Source organism: Bradyrhizobium agreste, from assembly GCF_016031625.1.
GTDB lineage: Bacteria > Pseudomonadota > Alphaproteobacteria > Rhizobiales > Xanthobacteraceae > Bradyrhizobium > Bradyrhizobium agreste.
Window position 1 is genome coordinate 238,696 of record NZ_JACCHP010000005.1, and the last position, 19,591, is coordinate 258,286.

Sequence of the window (19,591 nt, forward strand, 5' to 3'; positions counted from 1 at the left end):
TTGCAGCGCCGCTTCGAAGAGCTAACCGACCTCGCGGCGGCGGCTCTCGCTGCCTTCGCGCCGGCCGCGCCGGCCGCGGTGCAGCGCGAACAGCTCCAGCATCTTGTCGGCGGGCTTGGCGGCGCTGAACAGATAGCCCTGCATCTCGGAGCAGCCGAGCGTGCGCAGCAGGCGCTGCTGCTCCTCGGTCTCGACGCCCTCGGCCGTCGTGGTCATGCGGCGGGCGGCGGCCAGGTTGACGACGGCCTGAACGATGCTGGCCGAGCCGTCGGGGCGGGCGATGTCCTCGACGAAGCAGCGGTCGATCTTGATCTTGTCGAACGGGAAACGGTGCAGATAGCTCAGGGACGAGTAGCCGGTGCCGAAATCGTCGAGCGCGATGCGCACGCCGATGGCACGGAGCTGGTGCAGGATCGCGAGCGCGGCATCGTCGTCGCGGATCAGGACCGCCTCGGTGATCTCGAGCTCGAGCCGGCTCGCCGGCAGGTTCGACGCGGCGAGCGCCGCCATGATCTTCAGTGCCAGCGTGCCGCTCTTGAACTGCACCGGCGAGACGTTGACGGCGAGGCGGATGTCGTCGGGCCAGCTTGCCGCGTCCCGGCACGCGGTCGCCAGCACCCATTCGCCGATCTCGTTGATCAGGCCGGTGTCTTCGGCGATCGGGATGAAGTCGGCCGGCGAGACCCAGCCGCGCTCGGGATGGCGCCAGCGCACCAAAGCCTCGCAGCCGGTGATGCGGTCGTCCTTCAGGCCGAGGCAGGGCTGGTAATAGACCTCGAGCCCGCCTTCGCGACCTCCTTGCGCGATGGCGTGGCGCAGGTCGCCCTCGAGCTGGCGGCGTTCGCGGACCTTGGCGTCCATGTCCGGCTCGAAGAAGCGGTAGGTGCGGCGTCCGGCGGACTTGGCCGCGTACATTGCCATGTCCGCGTTCTTCAGGATCTGGTCCAGCGCCGTGCCGTGCTCCGGCGCGAGCGCAATACCGATGCTGGCGTCGCTGGTGAGATGGTGGCCCATGCAGTCGAACGGCGTGCGGATGGTTTCGAAGATGCGCCCGACGAGCTCGTTGACCTGATCGAGCGACGTCACCGCGCCCTGCACGATGGCGAATTCGTCGCCGCCGAGGCGCGCCACGAAGTCTCCCGGGCCCGCACAGCGGCGGAGGTTGGTCGCGATCGATTTCAACAGCTCGTCGCCGACGAGATGGCCGAGCGCGTCGTTGACGCCCTTGAACTCGTCGATGTCGATGTAATGCACCGCGATCTGCTCGCCGTCGCGGGCCGCGGCCAGCTCCTGCCGCAGATGCTCGTGGAACATGGCGCGGTTGGGCAGGTCCGTCAGCGCGTCATAGTGGGCGAGGTGGGTGATGCGCTCCTCGATGCGCCGGCGCTCGGTGATGTCCTCGTGGGTCGCCACCCAGCCGCCATCCGCGAGCGGTTCGTTGAGGATGTGGATTGAGCGGCCGTCGGCGGTTTCGACCACCATGGAGTTGCGGACATGAATGTCGCGCAGCACGCGTTCGACATATTGATCGACGTCGCCGGTGAACGAGCCGGTCGTCTTGCGATGAGCGACGATGTCGCGGAAGCTGCAGCCCGGCGTCACCACAGCGGCCGACAGACCGTACATGTCGATATAGCGCTGATTGCACACCACGAGCCGCCGGTCCGCGTCGAACAGCAGCAAACCCTGGGTCATGTTGTTGACGGCGCGGTCGAGCCGCTGCTTCTCCAGCGTCAGCCGTTCGCGCGAAAGGCGGTGCTGCTCCAGCAGCTTGCGCACGACCGCAATCAGCACGCCTGCGATCGCGAGCGCGGAAGAGGCTGCGATCGAGATCAGGATGCCGATCTGCTCGCGCCAGTCCGCCAGGGCCGCCGCGCGCGTCGTGGTGGCCATCACCAGGATCGGGAAGTGGGGCAGGGCGCGGGAGGAGATCAGCCGGTCCTCACCGTCGATGGGGCTGTTGAAGCGGCCGGCGAAATGATCGAGCCCGAACACCCTCTGATGCACCAACGGACCGGTCTTGAAATTTCGTCCCATCAATTCGCCGGAATGCGGATAGCGGGCGAGCAGTGTTCCGTCGCGATGCAGCATCGAGATCGTCGCGCCTTCGCCGAGCACCACGGAGGCGAAGAACTTCTCGAAGTTGGCGGGCTCGATTCCGCGTCCGACCACACCGAGGAACTCGCCGCGTGGCCCGACGACCCTCCGGGCCACCAGAATGGTCCATGCACCGGAGATGCGGCTGTGCAGCGGCTCGATCAGGACGTCAGGCGCTTTGGGATCGTACTTGAAGGTGCGGAAGTAGGCACGATCGGCGACGTTCACCTTGGGAGCCGGCCATGCCGTCGACGAATTGATCAGATTGCCTTCGGCATCGATGATGTTGACGCCGCCCATATAGGGCAGCGCCTCGATCTTCGACCGCAGCATCCGGTGCACGTCCTCGCCCGCGAGGCGCTTGCGATAGTCCTCTCCGGTCGCAATTCCGGTGCTGCGGACGTGGTCGACAATATCCTTCTGGATGACGGCGAAATCCTGCAATTGCTGGTCGAAATGATGGGCGAGCAGCAGCACGGTGTTCTCCAGCTCGCGGCCCGAATTGCGCAGCGCCCGCTCCCGGAAGTTCTGCGCCATCAGGACCGAGCCTACGGCGATGGCCGCGATCAGCAGTGTGCCGCCCACCACCAGCCAGCGGATCGGTCCGCTGCGCACGAAGACCTGGTCAAAGAGACGACTGCCGAATTTCATCTTCATGCTGGATCGTTGCCGCGCACACGTCAGGATCAATTCATGAGCCTGAGAACATCCGTTGGTTTACGGCGACGATGTGGAGGTAAAGTTAGGAAGCGCGGTTAACGAGACGTGAATGCTCGCGCGCAAAAGCGATCCATGCGTGCGGCGCGAAGTGGGGTGCTAACGCAGGCCCGCCTCAGGCGCGGTAATGGCCGGATTTTCCGCCGAGCTTTTCGACGAGATGGATGCCCTCGATGCGCACGCCGCGCTCGACTGCCTTGATCATGTCGTAGATGGTGAGGCAGGCGACCGACACCGCCGTGAGCGCCTCCATCTCGACGCCGGTCGGTCCCGTTACCTTCACGCTGGCCCGTACCACGCAGCCCGGCAGCTTGGCGTCAGGCAGGATATCGACAATGACCTTCGACAGCGCGAGCGGATGACAGAGCGGGATCAGCTCCGAGGTGCGCTTGGCGGCCATGATGCCGGCGATGCGCGCGGTGCCGAGCACGTCGCCTTTCTTGGCGTTGCCGGACACGATCAAATCGAGCGTCGTCTTGGTCATGACGACACGTCCCTCGGCGACCGCCAGCCGCTCCGTCGCGGGCTTGTCCGAGACGTCGACCATCCGCGCCTCGCCGGAGGCGCCGATATGGGTGAGGGCGGGGCCGGGGCCGGCCTCGGCCTGCTTCGCCCTGGCTGGCCTCTTCGCTGGCTGGCGTGCCATGTCAGTGCGTGCCCGCCGTCGCCTCGCGCGCGAGCAGCGCGCGCGTCGCCGCCGTGACGTCGGCCTGTCGCATCAGGCTCTCGCCGACCAGGAACGTCGACATGCCGACGCGCTCGAGCCGGGCGAGGTCGGCGGGCGTGAAGATGCCGCTCTCTCCGACCATCAGCCGGTCCGAAGGGATCAGCGGAGCCAAAGCCTCGCTGGTCGCGAGCGTGGTTTCGAAGGTCCTGAGATTGCGGTTGTTGACCCCGATCATCGGCGAGCGAAGTCTCAGCGCCCGGTCGAGCTCGGCGCGGTCATGGATCTCGATCAGCACGTCCATACCGTAGGCGAGGGCGGCGTCTTCGAGGTCTCTTGCGGTGGCGTCATCGAGCGCCGCCATGATGATCAGAATGCAGTCGGCGCCATGCGCGCGCGCTTCCGCGACCTGATAGGTGTCGAACATGAAATCCTTGCGCAGCACCGGCAGCAAGGTCGCCGTGCGCGCGGCCACCATGAAGTCGAGATGGCCCTGGAACGAGGGCGTGTCGGTCAACACCGACAGGCAGGCGGCGCCGCCGGCCTCATAGGCCTTTGCGAGTGCTGGCGGGTCGAAATCGGCGCGAATGAGACCCTTGGAGGGCGAGGCCTTCTTGATCTCGGCGATCAGCGCGTAGCCGCCCTTGGCGTGCTTGGCCTTGATCGCGCGCAGGAAACCGCGCGGCGCGGAGGCGGCATTGGCTTGCGCCTCGACGGTGGAGAGCGGACGTGCGCGCTTCGCGGCCGCGATCTCCTCGCGCTTGTAGGTCTCGATCTTGGTCAGGATGTCGGACATGCGGGAGTTCAGCTGTTGGAGACCTTGACCAGGTGCTTCAGCTTCGCGTTGGCCGCGCCGCTGTCGATCGAGCGGACGCCGATCGCGACGCCTTCCTTGAGGTCCTTGGCGCGGCCTGCCACGACCAGTGCGGCGGCTGCGTTGAACAGCGCCACGTCGCGATAGGGACTCGGCTTGCCGTCGAGCACGCTCTGCAACGCGATCGCGTTGGCGTCGGCGTCACCGCCTTTGAGCGCACCGGCCTCGCAACGCGAGAGCCCGGCTTCCTCCGGCGTCACCTCGAAATTCCGGATTTCGCCGTTGTGCAGCGCGGAGACGAAGGTCGGGCCGGTGAGGGTGATCTCGTCGAGACCGTCGGAGCCGTGCACCACCCAGGCGGAGTCGGAGCCGAGGTTCTTCAGCACCTGCGCCAGCGGCTGCACCCATTGCCTGGAGAACACGCCGACCATCTGCCGCTTCACGCCGGCCGGGTTGGAGAGGGGGCCGAGCAGATTGAAGATCGTGCGCGTGGCGAGCTCGACCCGGGTCGGGCCGACGTTCTTCATGGCGGGATGGTGGGCGGGGGCGAACATGAAGCCGATGCCGCATTCGCGCACGCAGCGGCCGACCTGCTCCGGCTTGAGATCGATCTTCACCCCGAGCGAGGCCAGCACGTCGGCGGCGCCCGAGCGCGACGACAGCGCGCGGTTGCCGTGCTTGGCCACCGGCACGCCGGCGCCCGAGACGATGAAGGACGCGCAGGTCGAGACGTTGACCGAGCCGGAGCCGTCGCCGCCGGTGCCGACGATGTCGACCGCCTCGGGCGGCGCCTGGACGGTCAGCATCTTCGAGCGCATCGCCGCGACCGCGCCGGTGATCTCGTCCACGGTCTCGCCGCGCACCCGCAGCGCCATCAAGAGCCCGCCCATCTGCGAGGGCGTGGCCTCGCCGCTCATCATGGCATCGAAGGCGGAAGCGGCTTCGTCACGCGACAGGCTGGCGCCGGTCGCCACTTTTCCAATGATCGATTTCAGGTCGTCCATCGCGTGCTTTCAACTCACTGGTTCGCGCCGGTCACCTGCGCGAAGGCGGCCTGATTAATGGTGGTCCCGATGTCGGTTTCAAGCTTGTTGACGTAGGAAGCGACCTGCTCCTCGGTCTGGGCGCGGTCGAGGCTCTCCTTCAGCTTCTTGACCGCGTCGGAGGCAAAGTCGACCGCGGGATCGACGATGTCGGTGACGCGGAAGAGGATCACTTCGCTGCCGCCGCTCACGGCCGTCTGTCCGATGCCGTCCTTGGCGGTGCGGAAGGCGGCCGCCACGACGGTGCCGGGCACGCCGGCGGGCGAGTCGTCGCGCTTGAAGCCGGTCGTGGTCTCGACCCTGGCGCCGACAGCGGCGGCCTCGTCGGCGAGCTTGCCGCCGGCTTCGAGCTTCTGCACCATCTCGGTCGCCTTGGCCTTCAGCTTGGCCGCGATCTGGTCCTGGCGCCAGCGCGCCTCGACCTGATCGCGGACCTCGTCGAGATTGCGGTCGCGCGAGGGCGTGATGGCGAGCACGTCGTACCAGACATAGCCGCCCTTGAAAGAGATCGCGTCGTTGTCGACGCCGACGTCGGTGTTGAAGGCCTGCGACACCACGTCGAGGCCCTGCGGAATATTGGCGACCGGCTGGCCGTTCGGAGCGCGACCGGAGCGGTCGACGGCGTCGATGGTCACGGCGGTGAGGCCGAGCTTCTGCGCCGCGTCGATCACGCTGGAGCCGCCGCCGCGCTCGTCTTCCATCTTGTCGCGGAGGTCGGCCACCTTGACGCGCGCACGCTCAGTCGCGATCTCACGTTTGATGTCGCCGGCAAGCTTGGCGTAATCGGCCTCGGCGCCCGGCTCGATCTTGTCGACCCTGACGATCGCGACGCCGAGCCCGCTCTGGATCGGCTGACTGATCTCGCCGGCAGGCAGCGCGAACGCGGCATCGCCGACGGCGGGCGTGAGCGAAGACTTGGTCACCAGTCCAAGATCGACGTCGGAGGCGCTCAGCCCACGCTCCTTGCCGATGTCCTCGAACGACGTCCCGCCGACGAGGCGCTCGCGAGCGGCCTGCGCTTCGGCAACGTTCGGAAACACGATCTGCTGGATCTGGCGCTTTTCCGGCGTGCCGAGCCGGTCCTTGCGCTGCTCGAACAACTTCCTGGCGTCCTCATCGGAGACCTCGGTCCATTTGCCGATTTCTTCCGGCGAGATCACGACGAAGGCGATCTTGCGATATTCGGGCGCGCGGAACTGGACCTTGTGATCCTCGAAATAGGCGGCAAGCGCCTCGGGCGAGGGCGGGTCGATCGCACCGGCCTGCGCCGCGTCGAGCCGGACGAATTCGATCGCGCGTTGTTCGTTCTGGTAGCGCGTCAGGACGTCGATCATGGCCTTCGGCGGCTCGAGGCCGGCGCCGATCGTGCCGGTGATCTGCCGGCGCAGCGATACCTTGCGCTGCTCGGCGACATAGCGCTGCTCGGTGTAGCCGAAATTGCGGATCAAGGCCTGGAAGCGATTGGCGTCGAAATTACCGCCGACGCCCTTGAAGTTGGGGTCGTTCATGATGAGCTGGCGGATCTGCTCGTCGGACTGGCCGAGGCCGAGCCGGCGCGCCTCTTCGTCGAGTGCGGCCTCGGCAATGGTCTGCTGCAGCACCTGGCGGTCGAGGCCGAAGGCGCGCGCCTGGTCGGGCGTCAGCGGGCGGCCGAACTGGCGGCTGATCTGCTGCAGGCGGTCGGTGTAGATCTGACGGAACTCGTTGAGCGAAATTTCCGTGCGGCCGATCTTGGCCACCGTGGACTGCCCGAAGCCGCGGAAGATGTCGGCGATGCCCCAAATGCCGAAACTGACGATCAACACGCCCATCACCACGGCCATAATGGTCTTGCCGAGCCAGTTCGATGAGGCCTTGCGCATTCCTCGGAGCATTTGGTCCAACTTGTTTGGTCAGGAGGGGAACGGAGCGCGTCTTAATGCAGATTCCACAAAAGCGCGTCACCAAATTGATCAATCATCATAAAGTGGCGGCTTTCCCCCCGCAACCTTGCCTCATGCCAAGGCGCGGCGCTGCGGCGAAAGAGCCTCTGGTCTCTGGAACTGCGGGAGCACCTCTGCTAGCGCATGAACCAAACTCATTCTGCTGGATATTGACATGACCGACGCCATCCGGCCGCTGATCGCGGGCAATTGGAAAATGAACGGCCTGAAAGCCCAGGCTGCTGAATTCGACGCCATGCTCAACGGCGCGGCAGACGTGGCTGGCAAGGCCGATCTGCTGGTCTGCCCGCCGGCGACCCTGGTTGCGGCGTTCGCCGAGAAGGCGCGCGGCAAGAAGGTCGCGGTCGGGGCCCAGGACTGCCATCCCAAGGCCTCCGGCGCTCACACCGGCGATATCGCCGCCGAAATGCTCGCCGATGCGGGCGCGACCGCCATTATCGTCGGCCATTCCGAGCGCCGCGCCGACCACGGCGAGGGCGACGCGCTGATCCGCCAAAAGGCCGAGGCGGCCTGGCGCGCGGGGGCCATTGCGATCGTCTGCATCGGCGAAACGCAGGGCCAGCGCGACGCCGGCCAGACCCTGGACATCCTGCGCGGCCAGCTCGCCGGCTCGCTGCCGGATGGCTCGACGGCGGCCAATCTGGTCGTGGCCTATGAGCCGGTCTGGGCGATCGGCACCGGGCTGACCCCAACAGCCAAGGATGTCGAGCAGATTCATGAGTTTATCCGGGAACTCCTGACCTCCCGGTTCAAGGCTGAGGGCGCGAAGATGCGGATCCTTTACGGCGGCTCAGTCAAGCCCTCGAACGCAGCCGAGCTGATGGCGGTGAGGAACGTCAACGGGGCGCTGGTCGGCGGTGCCAGCCTGAAAGCGGCCGATTTCCTTGCCATAGCCAAGGGCTGCCCTAACTAAACGCTGCGAACCCGAACCGTGGGTCCCAGGCACGATCGGGGTGGCAATGCCACTTCCGATCGTGTAACACCGCGCAACTTCAGGAAAACCCGCGAAGCGCGATCGGCCGCCGTCAGGCGCCGCCCGCTTGTGACGGAAGGATATCATGCAGACCGTTGTCATCGTCATCCACCTCATGATCGTCGCCGTCATGATCAGCGCCGTCCTGCTCCAGAAGTCGGAAGGCGGCGGCCTCGGCATGGGCGGCGGCGCGGGCTTCATGTCGAGCCGCGGCACGGCGAACCTTCTGACGCGGACCACCGCGATCCTGGCCGTCGGCTTCTTCCTCACCAGCCTGTTCCTGTCCTGGTATGCCGGTTACGACCGCAAGCCGTCGTCGATCATCGGCCAGCCCTCGCAGACCCAGCCGGCCGGCGGATCGCCGATCGCGCCGCCGACCTCGGGCGGCATCCTGGATTCGCTGAAGAAGGCCGACGAGCAGCAGCAGGCACCGGCGCCGACAGGCCCGCAGGTGCCACGTTCGCAATAAAGCAGGGGGGCCATGCAGGGCGGTGGCTACCGTCCCGCATCAACAATCCCCATCAAGGCACTGTCATCACTCTTCGTTTCGGCTCACCCACAGGCCCGCAAAATCTTTGGGGTGGAAGACGAATCGCTTTGGCGAATCGTATTTGGGGGATTAGAGGTTAAGTCCCATGGCGCGGTACATATTCATCACCGGCGGCGTGGTTTCTTCGCTCGGCAAGGGTCTGGCTTCGGCGGCACTGGGTGCCCTGCTGCAGGCCCGGGGCTACAAGGTCCGCCTCCGCAAGCTCGACCCGTATCTCAACCTCGATCCCGGAACGATGTCGCCGTATCAGCACGGCGAGGTGTTCGTGACCGATGACGGCGCGGAGACCGATCTCGATCTCGGTCACTACGAGCGCTTCACCGGCCGGCCGGCGACCAAGGCCGACAACATCACCACCGGGCGCATCTACCAGGACATCATCTCCAAGGAGCGCCGCGGCGATTATCTCGGCGCGACCATCCAGGTGGTTCCGCACGTCACCAACGCCATCAAGGAATTCGTCCTCGACGGCAATGATGACTATGACTTCGTGCTGGTCGAGATCGGCGGCACCGTCGGCGACATCGAGGGCCTGCCGTTCTTCGAGGCGATCCGCCAGCTCAAGAACGAGCTGCCGCGCGATCACGCCGTCTACATCCATCTGACGCTGCTGCCCTACATTCCGAGCGCCGGCGAATTGAAGACCAAGCCGACGCAGCACTCGGTGAAGGAGCTGCGCTCGATCGGCATCCAGCCGGACATCCTGCTCTGCCGCACCGATCGCGAGATCCCGAAGGAGGAGCGGCGCAAGCTCGGGCTGTTCTGCAACGTGCGCGAAAGCGCCGTGATCGAGGCGCGCGATGTCGACAATATCTATGCGGTGCCCGAAGCCTATCACAATGCGGGCCTCGACGACGAAGTGCTCGCCGCCTTCGGCATCGCCTCGCGGATTCGGCCGGAGCTGCGCAGCTGGCAGGAGATCAACGAGCGCATCCGCAACCCCGAGGGCAACGTCACCATCGCCATCGTCGGCAAGTACACCGGCATGAAGGATGCGTACAAATCGCTGATCGAGGCGCTCTCGCATGGCGGCATCGCCAACAAGGTGAAGGTCAATCTCGACTGGATCGAGAGCGAGATCTTCGAGAAGGAGGATCCGGCGCCGTTCCTCGAGCACGTCAACGGCATCCTGGTGCCCGGCGGATTCGGCCAGCGCGGCGCCGAAGGCAAGATCAAGGCGGCGCAGTTCGCGCGCGAGCGCGACGTGCCGTATTTCGGCATCTGCTTCGGCATGCAGATGGCGGTGATCGAGGCCGCGCGCAACCTCGTCGGCATTGAGGACGCCAACTCCACCGAGTTCGGCCCGACCAAGGAGCCGCTGGTCGGCCTGATGACGGAATGGCTGCGCGGCAACGAGCTCGAGAAGCGCTCGCAGGCCGGCGATCTCGGCGGCACGATGCGGCTGGGCGCCTATCCGGCAACGCTCAGCCGCGGCAGCCGCGTCTCGCAGGTCTATGGCGGCGCGACTGAAATCTCCGAGCGTCACCGCCATCGCTACGAGGTCAACACCGCCTACAAGGACCGCCTCGAGCAGCACGGGCTGAAATTCTCAGGCCTCTCGCCTGACGGCGTGCTGCCTGAAATCGTCGAGTACGAGGATCATCCCTGGTTCATCGGCGTCCAATTCCACCCCGAGCTGAAGTCGCGCCCCTTCGAGCCGCACCCGCTGTTCGCCTCGTTCATTCAGGCGGCGATGGTGCAGAGCCGGCTAGTGTAGCGCACGCTCTCCCTTTGACGATCGCGCGTTTTGTTGCGACAAGGTCCCTGCAAGAACAACAATGCAGGGAATGAAGTCGATGATTTACGAAATGCGGATCTATCGTTGCGTGCCCGGCCGCCTGCCCGCGCTCCTGAAGCGCTTTGAGACCGCCACGCTGAAGATCTGGGAGAAGCACGGCATCAAGCAGGCCGGGTTCTTCACGACCGTAATCGGTGAATCCAACCAGGATCTGACCTATTTCCTGGCCTGGGAGTCGCTCGCCGAGCGCGAGACGAAGTGGGGCAAGTTCATCGCCGATCCCGACTGGACGAAAGCGCGCACCGAGAGCGAAGCCGACGGCCAGATCGTCGCCAACATCGTCAGCCAGATCCTGGCGCCGACCGCCTTCTCGGCGGTGAAGTAGCGATCCCCCGCAGCGGCGAGCTCTGGCGCAACCCTGATATTCGAACGGCTCGGGCCGAATAGGGTTGATCCGACCCTCATGGCGGCTATGGTCGCGCCGAAACGAGGGAATTGTCTTGAGCTCTTCGAATTCAGCGGCGCCGGTCGTCACGATCGGCGGGGTCAAATTCGGCAATGACCTGCCGATTGCGATCATTGCCGGGCCCTGCCAGCTCGAAAGCCGCCAGCATGCGCTGGAGGTGGCCTCCGCGCTGAAGGAGGTCGCGGCGCGGCTGAACATCGGCCTCGTCTACAAGACCTCGTTCGACAAGGCCAACCGCACCAGCGCGGCGGCGGCGCGCGGACTGGGCCTTGCGCAGTCGCTGCCGATCTTCGCCGAGATCCGATCCTCGCTCGGCTTGCCTGTCCTGACCGACGTGCACGAGGCCACGCAATGCGCCGAGGTCGCGCAGGCGGTGGACATCCTGCAAATTCCAGCCTTCCTGTGCCGGCAGACCGATCTGCTGCTGGCGGCGGCTGCCACCGGCAAGGTCGTCAACGTCAAGAAGGGCCAGTTCCTCGCGCCCTGGGACATGGCCAATGTCGTGACCAAGATCACCAGCGCCGGCAATCCCAACGTGCTCGTCACCGAGCGCGGTGCCTCCTTCGGCTACAACACGCTCGTGTCCGACATGCGCGCGCTGCCGATCCTGGCGCGCACCACCGGCGCGCCCGTCATCTTCGATGCCACCCATTCGGTGCAGCAGCCGGGCGGGAAGGGGACGTCCTCGGGCGGTGAGCGCGAGTTCGTGCCGGTGCTGGCGCGTGCAGCGGTCGCGGTCGGCGTTGCCGGCGTCTTCATCGAGACCCATCCCGATCCCGATCGTGCGCCATCGGACGGCCCCAACATGGTGCCGCTGCGCGAGTTCGAGGGGCTGGTTGCCCGGCTGATGGCATTCGACGCGCTGGCCAAGAACACGTCACAGAGCACCACGCGCTGATGCACCAGCCTGTGACCAGGCCGTCGTCCGATCAGAAATTTCCGCCCGCGATCAACATCATTGCGCTCGCCGGCTTCTCGGCCGCATTGTCGACGCGTGCGCTCGATCCCGTCCTGCCGCATGTCGCGGACGATTTCGCGATCAGCATCACGACGGCCGCCAGCATCGCGGCCGGCTTTGCCCTGATCTACGCGCTGGTTCAGCCGGCGATCGGAGCGGCCGCCGATCTGTTCGGCAAGGCGCGATTGATGACGGCGTGCCTGGCGCTGCTCGGCGTTGCCTGCATCCTCGGCGCGCTCGCCACCTCCTTCTCCGGATTGTTCGCAAGCCGCATCCTGGCCGGAATCGCCGCGGGCGGCGTGTTCCCCGTCGCGCTCGGCCTCACCGCCGATCTCGTTGCACCGGCCAAGCGGCAGGTTGCGATCGGGCGCACGATGGCGGGCTCGATGACCGGCAATCTGCTCGGCTCGTCCGCCAGCGGAATCATCGGTGATTTCATCGGCTGGCGCGGCGTGCTCGTGATCCTCGGCGCACTCGGCCTGATCGCGGCCGTGGCGGTTGCGGCTGGCTTTCGCGGTGCCGCGCTGACGGCGCCGCCGAAGACCGACTTCAGGACGTTGCGGCAGGGCTACCGCACCATCTTCTCCAATCCCAACACGCGCTACAGCTATTCGGCCGTCTTCGTCGAAGGTTGCTGCGTGTTCGGCTTGTTTCCCTTCATCGCCGCGTTCCTGTTCGATCTCGGCGAGAAATCGCTGTCGATCGCGGGCATCGTGATCGCTGGATTTGCGGTCGGCGGGTTGCTCTATACGCTCACCGTCTCGCGCATGCTGCCGCGGCTCGGCGTCAAGGGCATGATGATTGCCGGCGCGAGCCTCGTGGCGTTGCAGCTCGGCGCGCTCGCTTTTGGTCCCGGCTGGAAGCTGCAATTCGCCAGCATGCTGGCGATGGGCTGGGGCTTCTATATGATCCATGGTTGCCTGCAGGTGTTCGCCAGCGAGCTGTCGATCGGGGCGCGTGCGACCGCGATGTCGCTGCATTCGTTCTTCTTCTTCATGGGGCAGACGGTGGGGCCGCTCGCCTATGGCTTCGGGCTGCAGCATGGCGGCAAGGTGCCGACATTGCTCGCAAGCGCCGCGATCATGGTGGTGCTGGGCCTGCTCTGCGCCCGCTTGCTGCGGCAGCGGGCACCGTCGGATGCCCGCGTCTGAGGGCGCGTCCCTCGCGAGTGGTCTTTGAGGCGCTCAGGCGCCCGCGTGGGCCTCCTGCCAGAGGTCAAGCACCTCGTGCCGCGTAATGCCACGGGTGATGAACACAATGCGCGAACGGCGGTCGGCATTGGGCCATTTTGCAAGCGCCACCGGCGGATGGAAGACGTGGTGGACGCCATGGACCGCGACCGGCGTCGCTTCATCGCGGAGATTCAAGATGCCCTTGACCCGCAACAGGTCCTCTCCCCGGGCGGCGCGCAGATGCGCGAGCCAGCGCGATACGGCCATCCAGTCAAGGGGATCGTCGAATGCGATCATGAAGCTAAGGATCGATGCATCGTGGCTGTGATGCGCGTGATGGGCATGACCGCCATCGTGATGATGGCCGCGCTCATGCCCCGCTTTGGCGAAGTCGGCGAACGCCTGCTCGTTGAGCCAGCGCTCGATATCGGCCGTCTTCTTTTCGGGGTCGACGAGGGCGGCGCCGAAGAGTTGGGCCGGATCGACCTCGCCATGCACCACGCTCTCGATCCTGGCGCCAGGATTGAGGCGACGAAGCCGCAAGTCCAGTGCGTCAGTGTCCTTGACCAAATCGCGCTTGGTGATCAGCAGGCGGTCTGCGAGCGCGACCTGCTTCACCGCCTCGTATTGGCGGTCGAGCTGCCGCGCTGCATTGACGGCGTCGACGGTCGTCACCACGGTGTCTAGCCGCAGGAAATGCGAGACCAAGGGGTTGTTCAGCAGCAGCTGAGCGATGGGAGCGGGGTCAGCCAACCCCGTTGTCTCGATCAAAATCCTGCGGAACGGCGGTACCTCGCCACGATCGCGGCGCACCAGCAGCGCGCGCAGGGTCTCTTCCAGATCGCTGCGAATAGTGCAGCAAATACAACCGCTCGCGAGCACGGCGACTTCGCCGTCGACGCGTTCCACGAGGAGGTGGTCGAGGCTGACCTCGCCATATTCGTTGATGACGACGGCGCTGTCCTTCATCGCGTCATGGCGCAGCAGGCGGTTTAGCAGTGTCGTCTTGCCGCTGCCAAGAAAGCCGGTGATCAGTGACACTGGAGTCCGCTCGGCGGATTTGTCGCTCTCGAACAGGCTCATCGGCGTCCTCAACCCTGGTCTTATTTTTGTCGCTGGACAACAGCCTAATGGAGGACGAGCATTCCGAAAACAGGATCTTAAGCCCGATCTCAATGGGCACAACCCGGGAGGAAACGATGGACGATACCAAAGGCGATGAAGAGAAGGGTGGTGCCGCGACCGATCGGCGGACCTTGCTCCGCACGGCAGGCCTTGCTGGTGCGGCTGGGGCGGCATTCGCAGGTGCGATGCACGGCAAGTTCTCACTCGCACCGATTACAGCGGCGCAGGCCCAAACCGCAGCGATGCCAAAGGGCGTGGACAAGCCTTGGTGGCCCTCGAAATGGGGCAAAGACGACGAGGCTGGCGCGTCGAACCACATCACGCCGCAGAAGGTTCTCGATGCCGTGAAGTGGATCAAGGATGGCAAGATCTACAAGATCGGCCGCGTTTACGAGCAAGGCATGCCGTTGTTCGGCGCCCGCGCATTCTCGTTGCGCATTCCCGGCGGGCCGACTGGCGGCCCGTTCGGCGACAACAAGCTCGTCTATCACGATGAGTTTCTCGCCACCGAAATCGGCCAGACCGGTACGCAATTCGACGGGCTCGGCCATATCGGCATCCAGATGGGCAAGGACGGCGACAAGAGCGAGATGCGCTTCTACAACGGCTTCAGCGCCGCTGAGATCGGCGACGCCTACGGCCTGAAGAAGCTTGGCACCGAGAAACTCAAGCCGCTGTTCACACGCGCCCACTTGATCGATATGGTCGCGCTGAAGGGCGGCATGATGGATGCGGGCCAAGAGATCACCTCGGCCGATATCAAGGCGGCGCTCGCGAAGCAAAGCATCGCGGAGGGCGACATCAAGCCAGGCGATGCGATCATGTTCCACACGGGCTGGGGCTCCCTGTGGATGAAGAACAATGATCGCTTCAATAGCGGCGAGCCTGGAATTGGCCTCGATGCCGCGAAGTGGATCATCGAGAAGGATCTCGCGCTGACTGCGGCCGACACCTGGGCGGTCGAAGTGGTGCCCAATCCCGACAAGTCGCTCGCCTTCGTGGTTCACGCCGAATTGCAGACCAAGCACGGTATCCTCAACCACGAGAACCTGATCTTTGACGAGTTGATTGCCGACAAGAAGTACCAGTTCGTCTACTGCTTCACGCCGGCACCCATCAAAGGCGCTACCGGCAGCAATGGCTGTCCGATCGCGATCACCTGACGCGGATAAAATAGCGGGTGGGCGGGACGTCCCCGCCCACCACGCGAAGGGCTGCCCAATCACCCCGCCCGCGATAGGGCGCGGCGCCGAGGGGCATTGCTCCCCACGACACCATCAGCCCGGTATACATGGCACACGAATTGCTTCGATTCTGGGCGAATCGAGGTGTGAGACCGTGGACGTCCAGACCAGCCATTCGGCCAGCGCAGCAGGTACGCACCGTTCGACCGGATATCTCACCAAGCCGCCGCTGCGGCGTTTCCTGGCTGATTGCCACGCCGAATTCCGAACCGACAATTCCGGCGCGCTTGCCGACTACATTCCCGAGCTGAAGCGCGCCAATCCCGATCATTTCGGCATCGCGCTCGTCACCATCGACGGCCACGTCTATGAGGTCGGCGACAGCGAGGTGCCGTTCACGATCCAGTCGGTGTCCAAAGCCTTCGTGTTCGCGCTGGCGCTGGAGATGGTCGGCGAGGCGCGCGTTGCGGCCACGATCGGCGTCGAGCCGAGCGGCGAGGCCTTCAACTCGATTCGGCTCACCAATGACAACCGTCCCTTCAATCCCATGGTCAATGCCGGCGCCATCGCCTGCTCGGGCCTGATCTACGAGGTGGACGGGAAGGGCGCCTTCGAGCGCGTCCGCGCCAAGCTCAGCGCGTTCGCCGGCCGCGAGCTCGGCGTCGACGAGGCCGTGCACGCCTCGGAGACCGCGACCGGCAACCGCAACCGGGCGATCGCCTGGCTGCTGCGGAATTACGCGGTGCTGCCCGACGACGTCGATGCCGTGCTCGACGTCTATTTCCGCCAATGTGCGATCCTGGTCACCGCGCGCGATCTCGCGGTGATGGCGGCAACGCTCGCCAATCGCGGCATCAATCCGGTGACGGGCGTGCAGGTGATCACGCCGCATATCGTCGCGCGCACGCTCTCGGTGATGACGAGCTCGGGCATGTACGACTATGCCGGCGAGTGGACCTATCGCGTCGGCATTCCCGCCAAGAGCGGCGTCGGCGGCGGGATCGTCGCGGCGCTGCCCTCGCAGCTCGGGCTCGGCACCTTTTCGCCGCTGCTCGACAACCATTTCAACAGCGTGCGCGGCCTGAAGGTCTGCGAGGCGCTGTCGGCCCGGTTCGACCTGCACATGCTCAATCGCAACGCAGACGTCCGCACAAGCATCATGGCCGATTACGACGTCTACGGCATCTCCTCCCGTCGCAGCCGCCAGCCGCACGAGCAGCAGATCCTCGACGAACGGCACAGTGACATCCGCGTGCTCGAGCTGGTCGGCGCGATGAGTTTCGCCACGATCGATTATGTCACCCGGAGGCTCACCAGCGAGCCGCCGAACGCACCGCTGCTAATCATCGACTTCCGCCGCGTCCCCGACATCACCGCGGCCGGCGCTGCGCTGCTCGGCGAGACGCTGACTGCGCTCGGCAATGCCGGCGTCACCGCCATTCTGTCCGGCTTCGAGGGCACCTCCGCGGTGTGGAGCGCGATCGCCGCACGCACCGCCGAGCCGCGCCGGCTGCGCCGGTTCGCGCTGCTCGACGATGCCATCGAATGGGCCGAAGACCAGGTGATCTACCGCTGCGGCGGCTTCACCGATCTCAAGGAGAGCGCACATCTCGGCGAGCAGGCGCTGCTCGCCGAGCTCGACGCCGAGGAGATCGCTGCCATCGTCAAGCTGTCGACCACGCGGCATTACGCGGCCGGCCAGCGCATCGTCGCGGCCGGCGAGCCCGCCAATTCGCTGTTCTTTCTCCAGAGCGGCATGGTCAGCGTGAAGCTGCGCAGCGGCGTGCGGCTCGCCTCGCTTGGCCCCGGCATGGAATTCGGCGAGATGGCGATCCTGGAGCAAAGGCGCAGCGCCGACGTCTTCGCCGATACGCCCGTCACCTGCCTCGAACTGCCGCTCGACAGCTTTGCCGATTACCGCCGGCTGCACCCGGAAACGTCGTTGAAGATCATGCGCAACCTCGCCGCCATCCTGGCGCGGCGGCTGGTACTGGCGAATGCCAAGGTGGACTTGCTGAGCGCGTATTAACCCCGCCCGCGATAGGGCGCGACGCCTTGCTCGGGCACCCAGAGGCCCTTCGGGACGCGGCCGGTCTGCCAGAACACGTCGATCGGGATGCCGCCGCGCGGATGCCAATAGCCGCCGATGCGCAAGAATTTCGGCTTGATCTCGGAAGCGATGCGCTTGCCGATCATCACAGTGCAGTCCTCGTGGAAGGCGCCGTGATTGCGGAAGCTCGCGATATAGAGCTTGAGCGATTGCGACTCCCAGAGCCACGCCCCCGGAAAAAATGGCTGAGCGGCTGGTCGGCCGCCGGCACATTCGAGGGCGAATTCTCCGGTGTCACGCGCCCCTATGCAGGCAAGGGCGTGGTGCGGTACGCGTGGTGAACCCCGGATATGTGTAGGACCTAGCCGCGGATAGGGCGCGAGGATCATCGAGCTATATCCGGCGGCCTTGTAAATCCCCCGTACTCCCGTTCGAGCAATTGGGCGAAGGCGAGTGTGGTGCGGTCCTCGTACAGGGGACCGATGATCTGGACGCCGATGGGAAGGCCGGTCTTCGATTGCCCGGCTGGTATCACCGCTGCGGGCAGGCCGGGTGGCGTCGCGAGTGTTGCCCACACGATGAGGGACAAATAGGGATGGGTCATGCCATCGATATCGATCGTGCGATCCTCCTGATCCGGCCTTTGATCGTGCGGAAATGCAGTCACGGCAAACGGCGGACAGAGTACCACGTCGAACTCCCTGAACAGGCTGGTCCATTGTTGGCGCAGACGGGCACGCGCGATTTCCGCCGCCATCACCTCGTGGTGACTCAGCAGCGGCGCGCGCGTCCGCCAGGCCTTCAGACTGTCGTCATCCGGCTTCAGCGCTGCGACCTTCTCTTGAATCTCCTTGAAGAACTCGGGAGGGCGGCCGAAAGCAGCAAAATTGCGCACCAGGCGGGTATGCAAGCGAGCGGACTCGGCGAGGTCGGGTAACAGCGAACTGGATCGTGCAACCGTCGCACCTGTCGCCGCCAGTCGGTTCGCGAGTTGATCGATCGTGTCCCGTATCTCCTGCGCCACAGGCAACAGAGGATGACTATCGAGCACCAGAACGCGAAATTCCTTCAGCACATCGTGTCGCGGGGGAGGGAGTTGGAGGCGGTACGCCGCAGCCTCATAGTCGTCCGGTCCGGAGATGACATCCAATGCCAACGACAGATCAGCGGCAGTGCGCGCCATTGGCCCGCAGACGCCCAATCCATTGGTCAAATCAGTCCGCAGGGCCGGCGAGCGCGGCGGCGCATGGCCGCGCTGGGGGACCAGATTGAAGGTGGGCTTGTGGGCGAACACGCCGCACAGATGCGCGGGCACGCGCAGCGAAGCGCTGAGATCGGACCCGAGCTCCAGCGGCACATAGCCGGCCGCCAGCGCGGCAGCCGATCCGCCGGATGATCCGCCGGGCGTGCGCTTGAGATCCCACGGATTGTTCGTCGTCCCATAGATGGGATTGGAGCTTTGCCAGTCGGCAATGGACAAGGCGATATTGGTCTTGCCCAGGATCACGGCTCCCGCCGTCTTCAGCCGGGTGACCGCCACAGCATCTTCGGCGGCCCGCCAATCGCGGCCGTTCGGCAAACCCCACGTGGTCGGCAGGCCTCCGACGTTGAAGGCCTCCTTGACCGTCATGGGGATTCCGAGCAACGGCCGGCGCTCACCACGCGCGAGCGCAGCGTCCGCGTCGCGCGCCGCCGCGCGGGCCCGCTCGAAGTCACGGACGACCACCGCATTGACGCGGGGATCAAGGACCTCGATCCGGCCGATCGCGTGCTCGACCAATTCCGTTGCCGAGATCTTGCGTGCATCGAGCAACGCTCGCAATTCGCTAACATTGGCATAAGCCAGGTCTCGCCCCGAAGGGGACAAGGGCTGGGCCCCCTGGCCGGAGGCCGGGCTCGGCGCGGTCTCCCTCAGGGTCACAATAGTACTGGCGGCCACTCCAAGAAACGAACGTCGGTCCATGGTCATGGCTGGCTCCTCTTTCTGCGATCCCACGTGCCAATTCCCCTCGATTTCGATTAGCATTGCGGACCAGCGTGACGACGCCATCGTCGCCGCGGGAAAGCTTAGGCGCGCTGGCGCCGCGATACCCGAAA

The 19,591-nt window shown here is 65.4% G+C and carries 15 protein-coding genes and 2 pseudogenes; 9 read left to right on the forward strand and 8 right to left on the reverse strand.

Annotation, left to right across the window (positions count from 1 at the left end; all coding sequences use genetic code 11):
* Positions 1 to 21: 21 nt before the first annotated feature.
* The 5 genes from HZZ13_RS09625 to HZZ13_RS09645 all read right to left on the reverse strand — a co-directional run bounded on the left by HZZ13_RS09625 (position 22) and on the right by HZZ13_RS09645 (position 7,209).
* On the reverse strand, positions 22 to 2,754 hold the full coding sequence (locus tag HZZ13_RS09625) for a bifunctional diguanylate cyclase/phosphodiesterase (protein ID WP_197959375.1): 2,733 nt from the start codon (positions 2,752 to 2,754) through the stop codon (positions 22 to 24).
* A gap of 175 nt (positions 2,755 to 2,929) precedes the next feature.
* Entirely contained in the window at positions 2,930 to 3,460 is a 531-nt protein-coding gene (moaC, locus tag HZZ13_RS09630; RefSeq protein ID WP_197959376.1) for a cyclic pyranopterin monophosphate synthase MoaC, read from the reverse strand.
* 1 nt (position 3,461) lies between these two features.
* Positions 3,462 to 4,274: an indole-3-glycerol phosphate synthase TrpC gene (gene trpC / locus HZZ13_RS09635; RefSeq protein ID WP_197959377.1), complete on the reverse strand. Its 813-nt coding sequence runs from the start codon at positions 4,272 to 4,274 to the stop codon at positions 3,462 to 3,464.
* Positions 4,275 to 4,282: 8 nt separating this feature from the next.
* Complete coding sequence (gene trpD, locus HZZ13_RS09640; RefSeq protein WP_197959378.1) at positions 4,283 to 5,296, reverse strand: anthranilate phosphoribosyltransferase; 1,014 nt, start codon at positions 5,294 to 5,296, stop codon at positions 4,283 to 4,285.
* Positions 5,297 to 5,310: 14 nt separating this feature from the next.
* Positions 5,311 to 7,209, reverse strand: coding sequence for a SurA N-terminal domain-containing protein (locus HZZ13_RS09645; RefSeq protein ID WP_197959379.1), 1,899 nt, complete (start codon positions 7,207 to 7,209; stop codon positions 5,311 to 5,313).
* Between the two features lie 223 nt (positions 7,210 to 7,432).
* Between HZZ13_RS09645 and tpiA the strand changes: the two genes are divergently transcribed.
* From tpiA to HZZ13_RS09675, 6 genes are all read left to right on the forward strand, one after another.
* Positions 7,433 to 8,191, forward strand: coding sequence for a triose-phosphate isomerase (tpiA, locus tag HZZ13_RS09650; RefSeq protein WP_197959380.1), 759 nt, complete (start codon positions 7,433 to 7,435; stop codon positions 8,189 to 8,191).
* 145 nt (positions 8,192 to 8,336) lie between these two features.
* A complete protein-coding gene (gene secG / locus HZZ13_RS09655) occupies positions 8,337 to 8,720 on the forward strand; it encodes a preprotein translocase subunit SecG (RefSeq protein WP_197959381.1) in 384 nt (127 codons plus the stop codon).
* 166 nt (positions 8,721 to 8,886) lie between these two features.
* The gene (pyrG, locus tag HZZ13_RS09660; RefSeq protein WP_197959382.1) at positions 8,887 to 10,518 is read left to right on the forward strand and encodes a CTP synthase; all 1,632 of its coding nucleotides are present in this window, start codon (positions 8,887 to 8,889) and stop codon (positions 10,516 to 10,518) included.
* 79 nt (positions 10,519 to 10,597) lie between these two features.
* Positions 10,598 to 10,924 carry an NIPSNAP family protein gene (locus HZZ13_RS09665; protein WP_197959383.1) on the forward strand — a complete coding sequence of 109 codons (327 nt, stop codon included), beginning with the start codon at positions 10,598 to 10,600 and terminating at the stop codon, positions 10,922 to 10,924.
* A 115-nt stretch (positions 10,925 to 11,039) separates the two neighbouring features.
* Positions 11,040 to 11,903: a 3-deoxy-8-phosphooctulonate synthase gene (gene kdsA, locus HZZ13_RS09670; RefSeq protein WP_197959384.1), complete on the forward strand. Its 864-nt coding sequence runs from the start codon at positions 11,040 to 11,042 to the stop codon at positions 11,901 to 11,903.
* A complete protein-coding gene (locus HZZ13_RS09675; protein ID WP_197959385.1) occupies positions 11,903 to 13,114 on the forward strand; it encodes an MFS transporter in 1,212 nt (403 codons plus the stop codon). The genes kdsA and HZZ13_RS09675 overlap by 1 nt, the downstream gene beginning before the upstream one ends.
* 33 nt (positions 13,115 to 13,147) lie before the next feature.
* On the opposite strand, the gene HZZ13_RS09680 is transcribed toward HZZ13_RS09675, so the two are convergent.
* On the reverse strand, positions 13,148 to 14,218 hold the full coding sequence (locus tag HZZ13_RS09680; protein ID WP_197959386.1) for a CobW family GTP-binding protein: 1,071 nt from the start codon (positions 14,216 to 14,218) through the stop codon (positions 13,148 to 13,150).
* 116 nt (positions 14,219 to 14,334) lie between these two features.
* On the opposite strand from HZZ13_RS09680, the gene HZZ13_RS09685 reads away from it, so the two are divergent.
* Both HZZ13_RS09685 and glsA read left to right on the forward strand, forming a co-directional pair.
* A complete protein-coding gene (locus HZZ13_RS09685; RefSeq protein ID WP_197959387.1) occupies positions 14,335 to 15,423 on the forward strand; it encodes a cyclase family protein in 1,089 nt (362 codons plus the stop codon).
* Between the two features lie 175 nt (positions 15,424 to 15,598).
* Positions 15,599 to 17,473, forward strand: a complete 1,875-nt coding sequence (gene glsA, locus HZZ13_RS09690; protein ID WP_197959388.1) for a glutaminase A — start codon at positions 15,599 to 15,601, stop codon at positions 17,471 to 17,473.
* Here glsA and HZZ13_RS09695 read toward each other — a convergent pair.
* Positions 17,470 to 17,736 (reverse strand): annotated as a pseudogene (locus HZZ13_RS09695) (preQ(1) synthase); the annotation flags it as partial. The gene glsA and the pseudogene HZZ13_RS09695 overlap by 4 nt on opposite strands.
* Here HZZ13_RS09695 and HZZ13_RS37610 point away from each other — a divergent pair.
* Positions 17,734 to 17,835, forward strand: a pseudogene (locus tag HZZ13_RS37610) (autotransporter outer membrane beta-barrel domain-containing protein); the annotation flags it as partial. The pseudogenes HZZ13_RS09695 and HZZ13_RS37610 overlap by 3 nt on opposite strands.
* 44 nt (positions 17,836 to 17,879) lie before the next feature.
* On the opposite strand, the gene HZZ13_RS09700 reads toward HZZ13_RS37610, so the two are convergent.
* Complete coding sequence (locus HZZ13_RS09700) at positions 17,880 to 19,463, reverse strand: amidase (RefSeq protein ID WP_246504355.1); 1,584 nt, start codon at positions 19,461 to 19,463, stop codon at positions 17,880 to 17,882.
* Between the last annotated feature and the right edge of the window lie 128 nt (positions 19,464 to 19,591).

What these genes read in the sequence shown, in the direction of transcription:
- HZZ13_RS09680 (WP_197959386.1), bottom strand. Translation starts at nt 14,218, where the DNA reads ATGAGCCTGTTCGAGAGCGACAAATCCGCCGAGCGGACTCCAGTGTCA.
- pyrG (WP_197959382.1), top strand. Translation starts at nt 8,887, where the DNA reads ATGGCGCGGTACATATTCATCACCGGCGGCGTGGTTTCTTCGCTCGGC.
- tpiA (WP_197959380.1), top strand. Translation starts at nt 7,433, where the DNA reads ATGACCGACGCCATCCGGCCGCTGATCGCGGGCAATTGGAAAATGAAC.
- HZZ13_RS09645 (WP_197959379.1), bottom strand. Translation starts at nt 7,209, where the DNA reads ATGCTCCGAGGAATGCGCAAGGCCTCATCGAACTGGCTCGGCAAGACC.
- HZZ13_RS09700 (WP_246504355.1), bottom strand. Translation starts at nt 19,463, where the DNA reads ATGACCATGGACCGACGTTCGTTTCTTGGAGTGGCCGCCAGTACTATT.
- trpD (WP_197959378.1), bottom strand. Translation starts at nt 5,296, where the DNA reads ATGGACGACCTGAAATCGATCATTGGAAAAGTGGCGACCGGCGCCAGC.
- HZZ13_RS09685 (WP_197959387.1), top strand. Translation starts at nt 14,335, where the DNA reads ATGGACGATACCAAAGGCGATGAAGAGAAGGGTGGTGCCGCGACCGAT.
- HZZ13_RS09675 (WP_197959385.1), top strand. Translation starts at nt 11,903, where the DNA reads ATGCACCAGCCTGTGACCAGGCCGTCGTCCGATCAGAAATTTCCGCCC.
- HZZ13_RS09625 (WP_197959375.1), bottom strand. Translation starts at nt 2,754, where the DNA reads ATGAAGATGAAATTCGGCAGTCGTCTCTTTGACCAGGTCTTCGTGCGC.
- secG (WP_197959381.1), top strand. Translation starts at nt 8,337, where the DNA reads ATGCAGACCGTTGTCATCGTCATCCACCTCATGATCGTCGCCGTCATG.
- HZZ13_RS09665 (WP_197959383.1), top strand. Translation starts at nt 10,598, where the DNA reads ATGATTTACGAAATGCGGATCTATCGTTGCGTGCCCGGCCGCCTGCCC.
- trpC (WP_197959377.1), bottom strand. Translation starts at nt 4,274, where the DNA reads ATGTCCGACATCCTGACCAAGATCGAGACCTACAAGCGCGAGGAGATC.
- moaC (WP_197959376.1), bottom strand. Translation starts at nt 3,460, where the DNA reads ATGGCACGCCAGCCAGCGAAGAGGCCAGCCAGGGCGAAGCAGGCCGAG.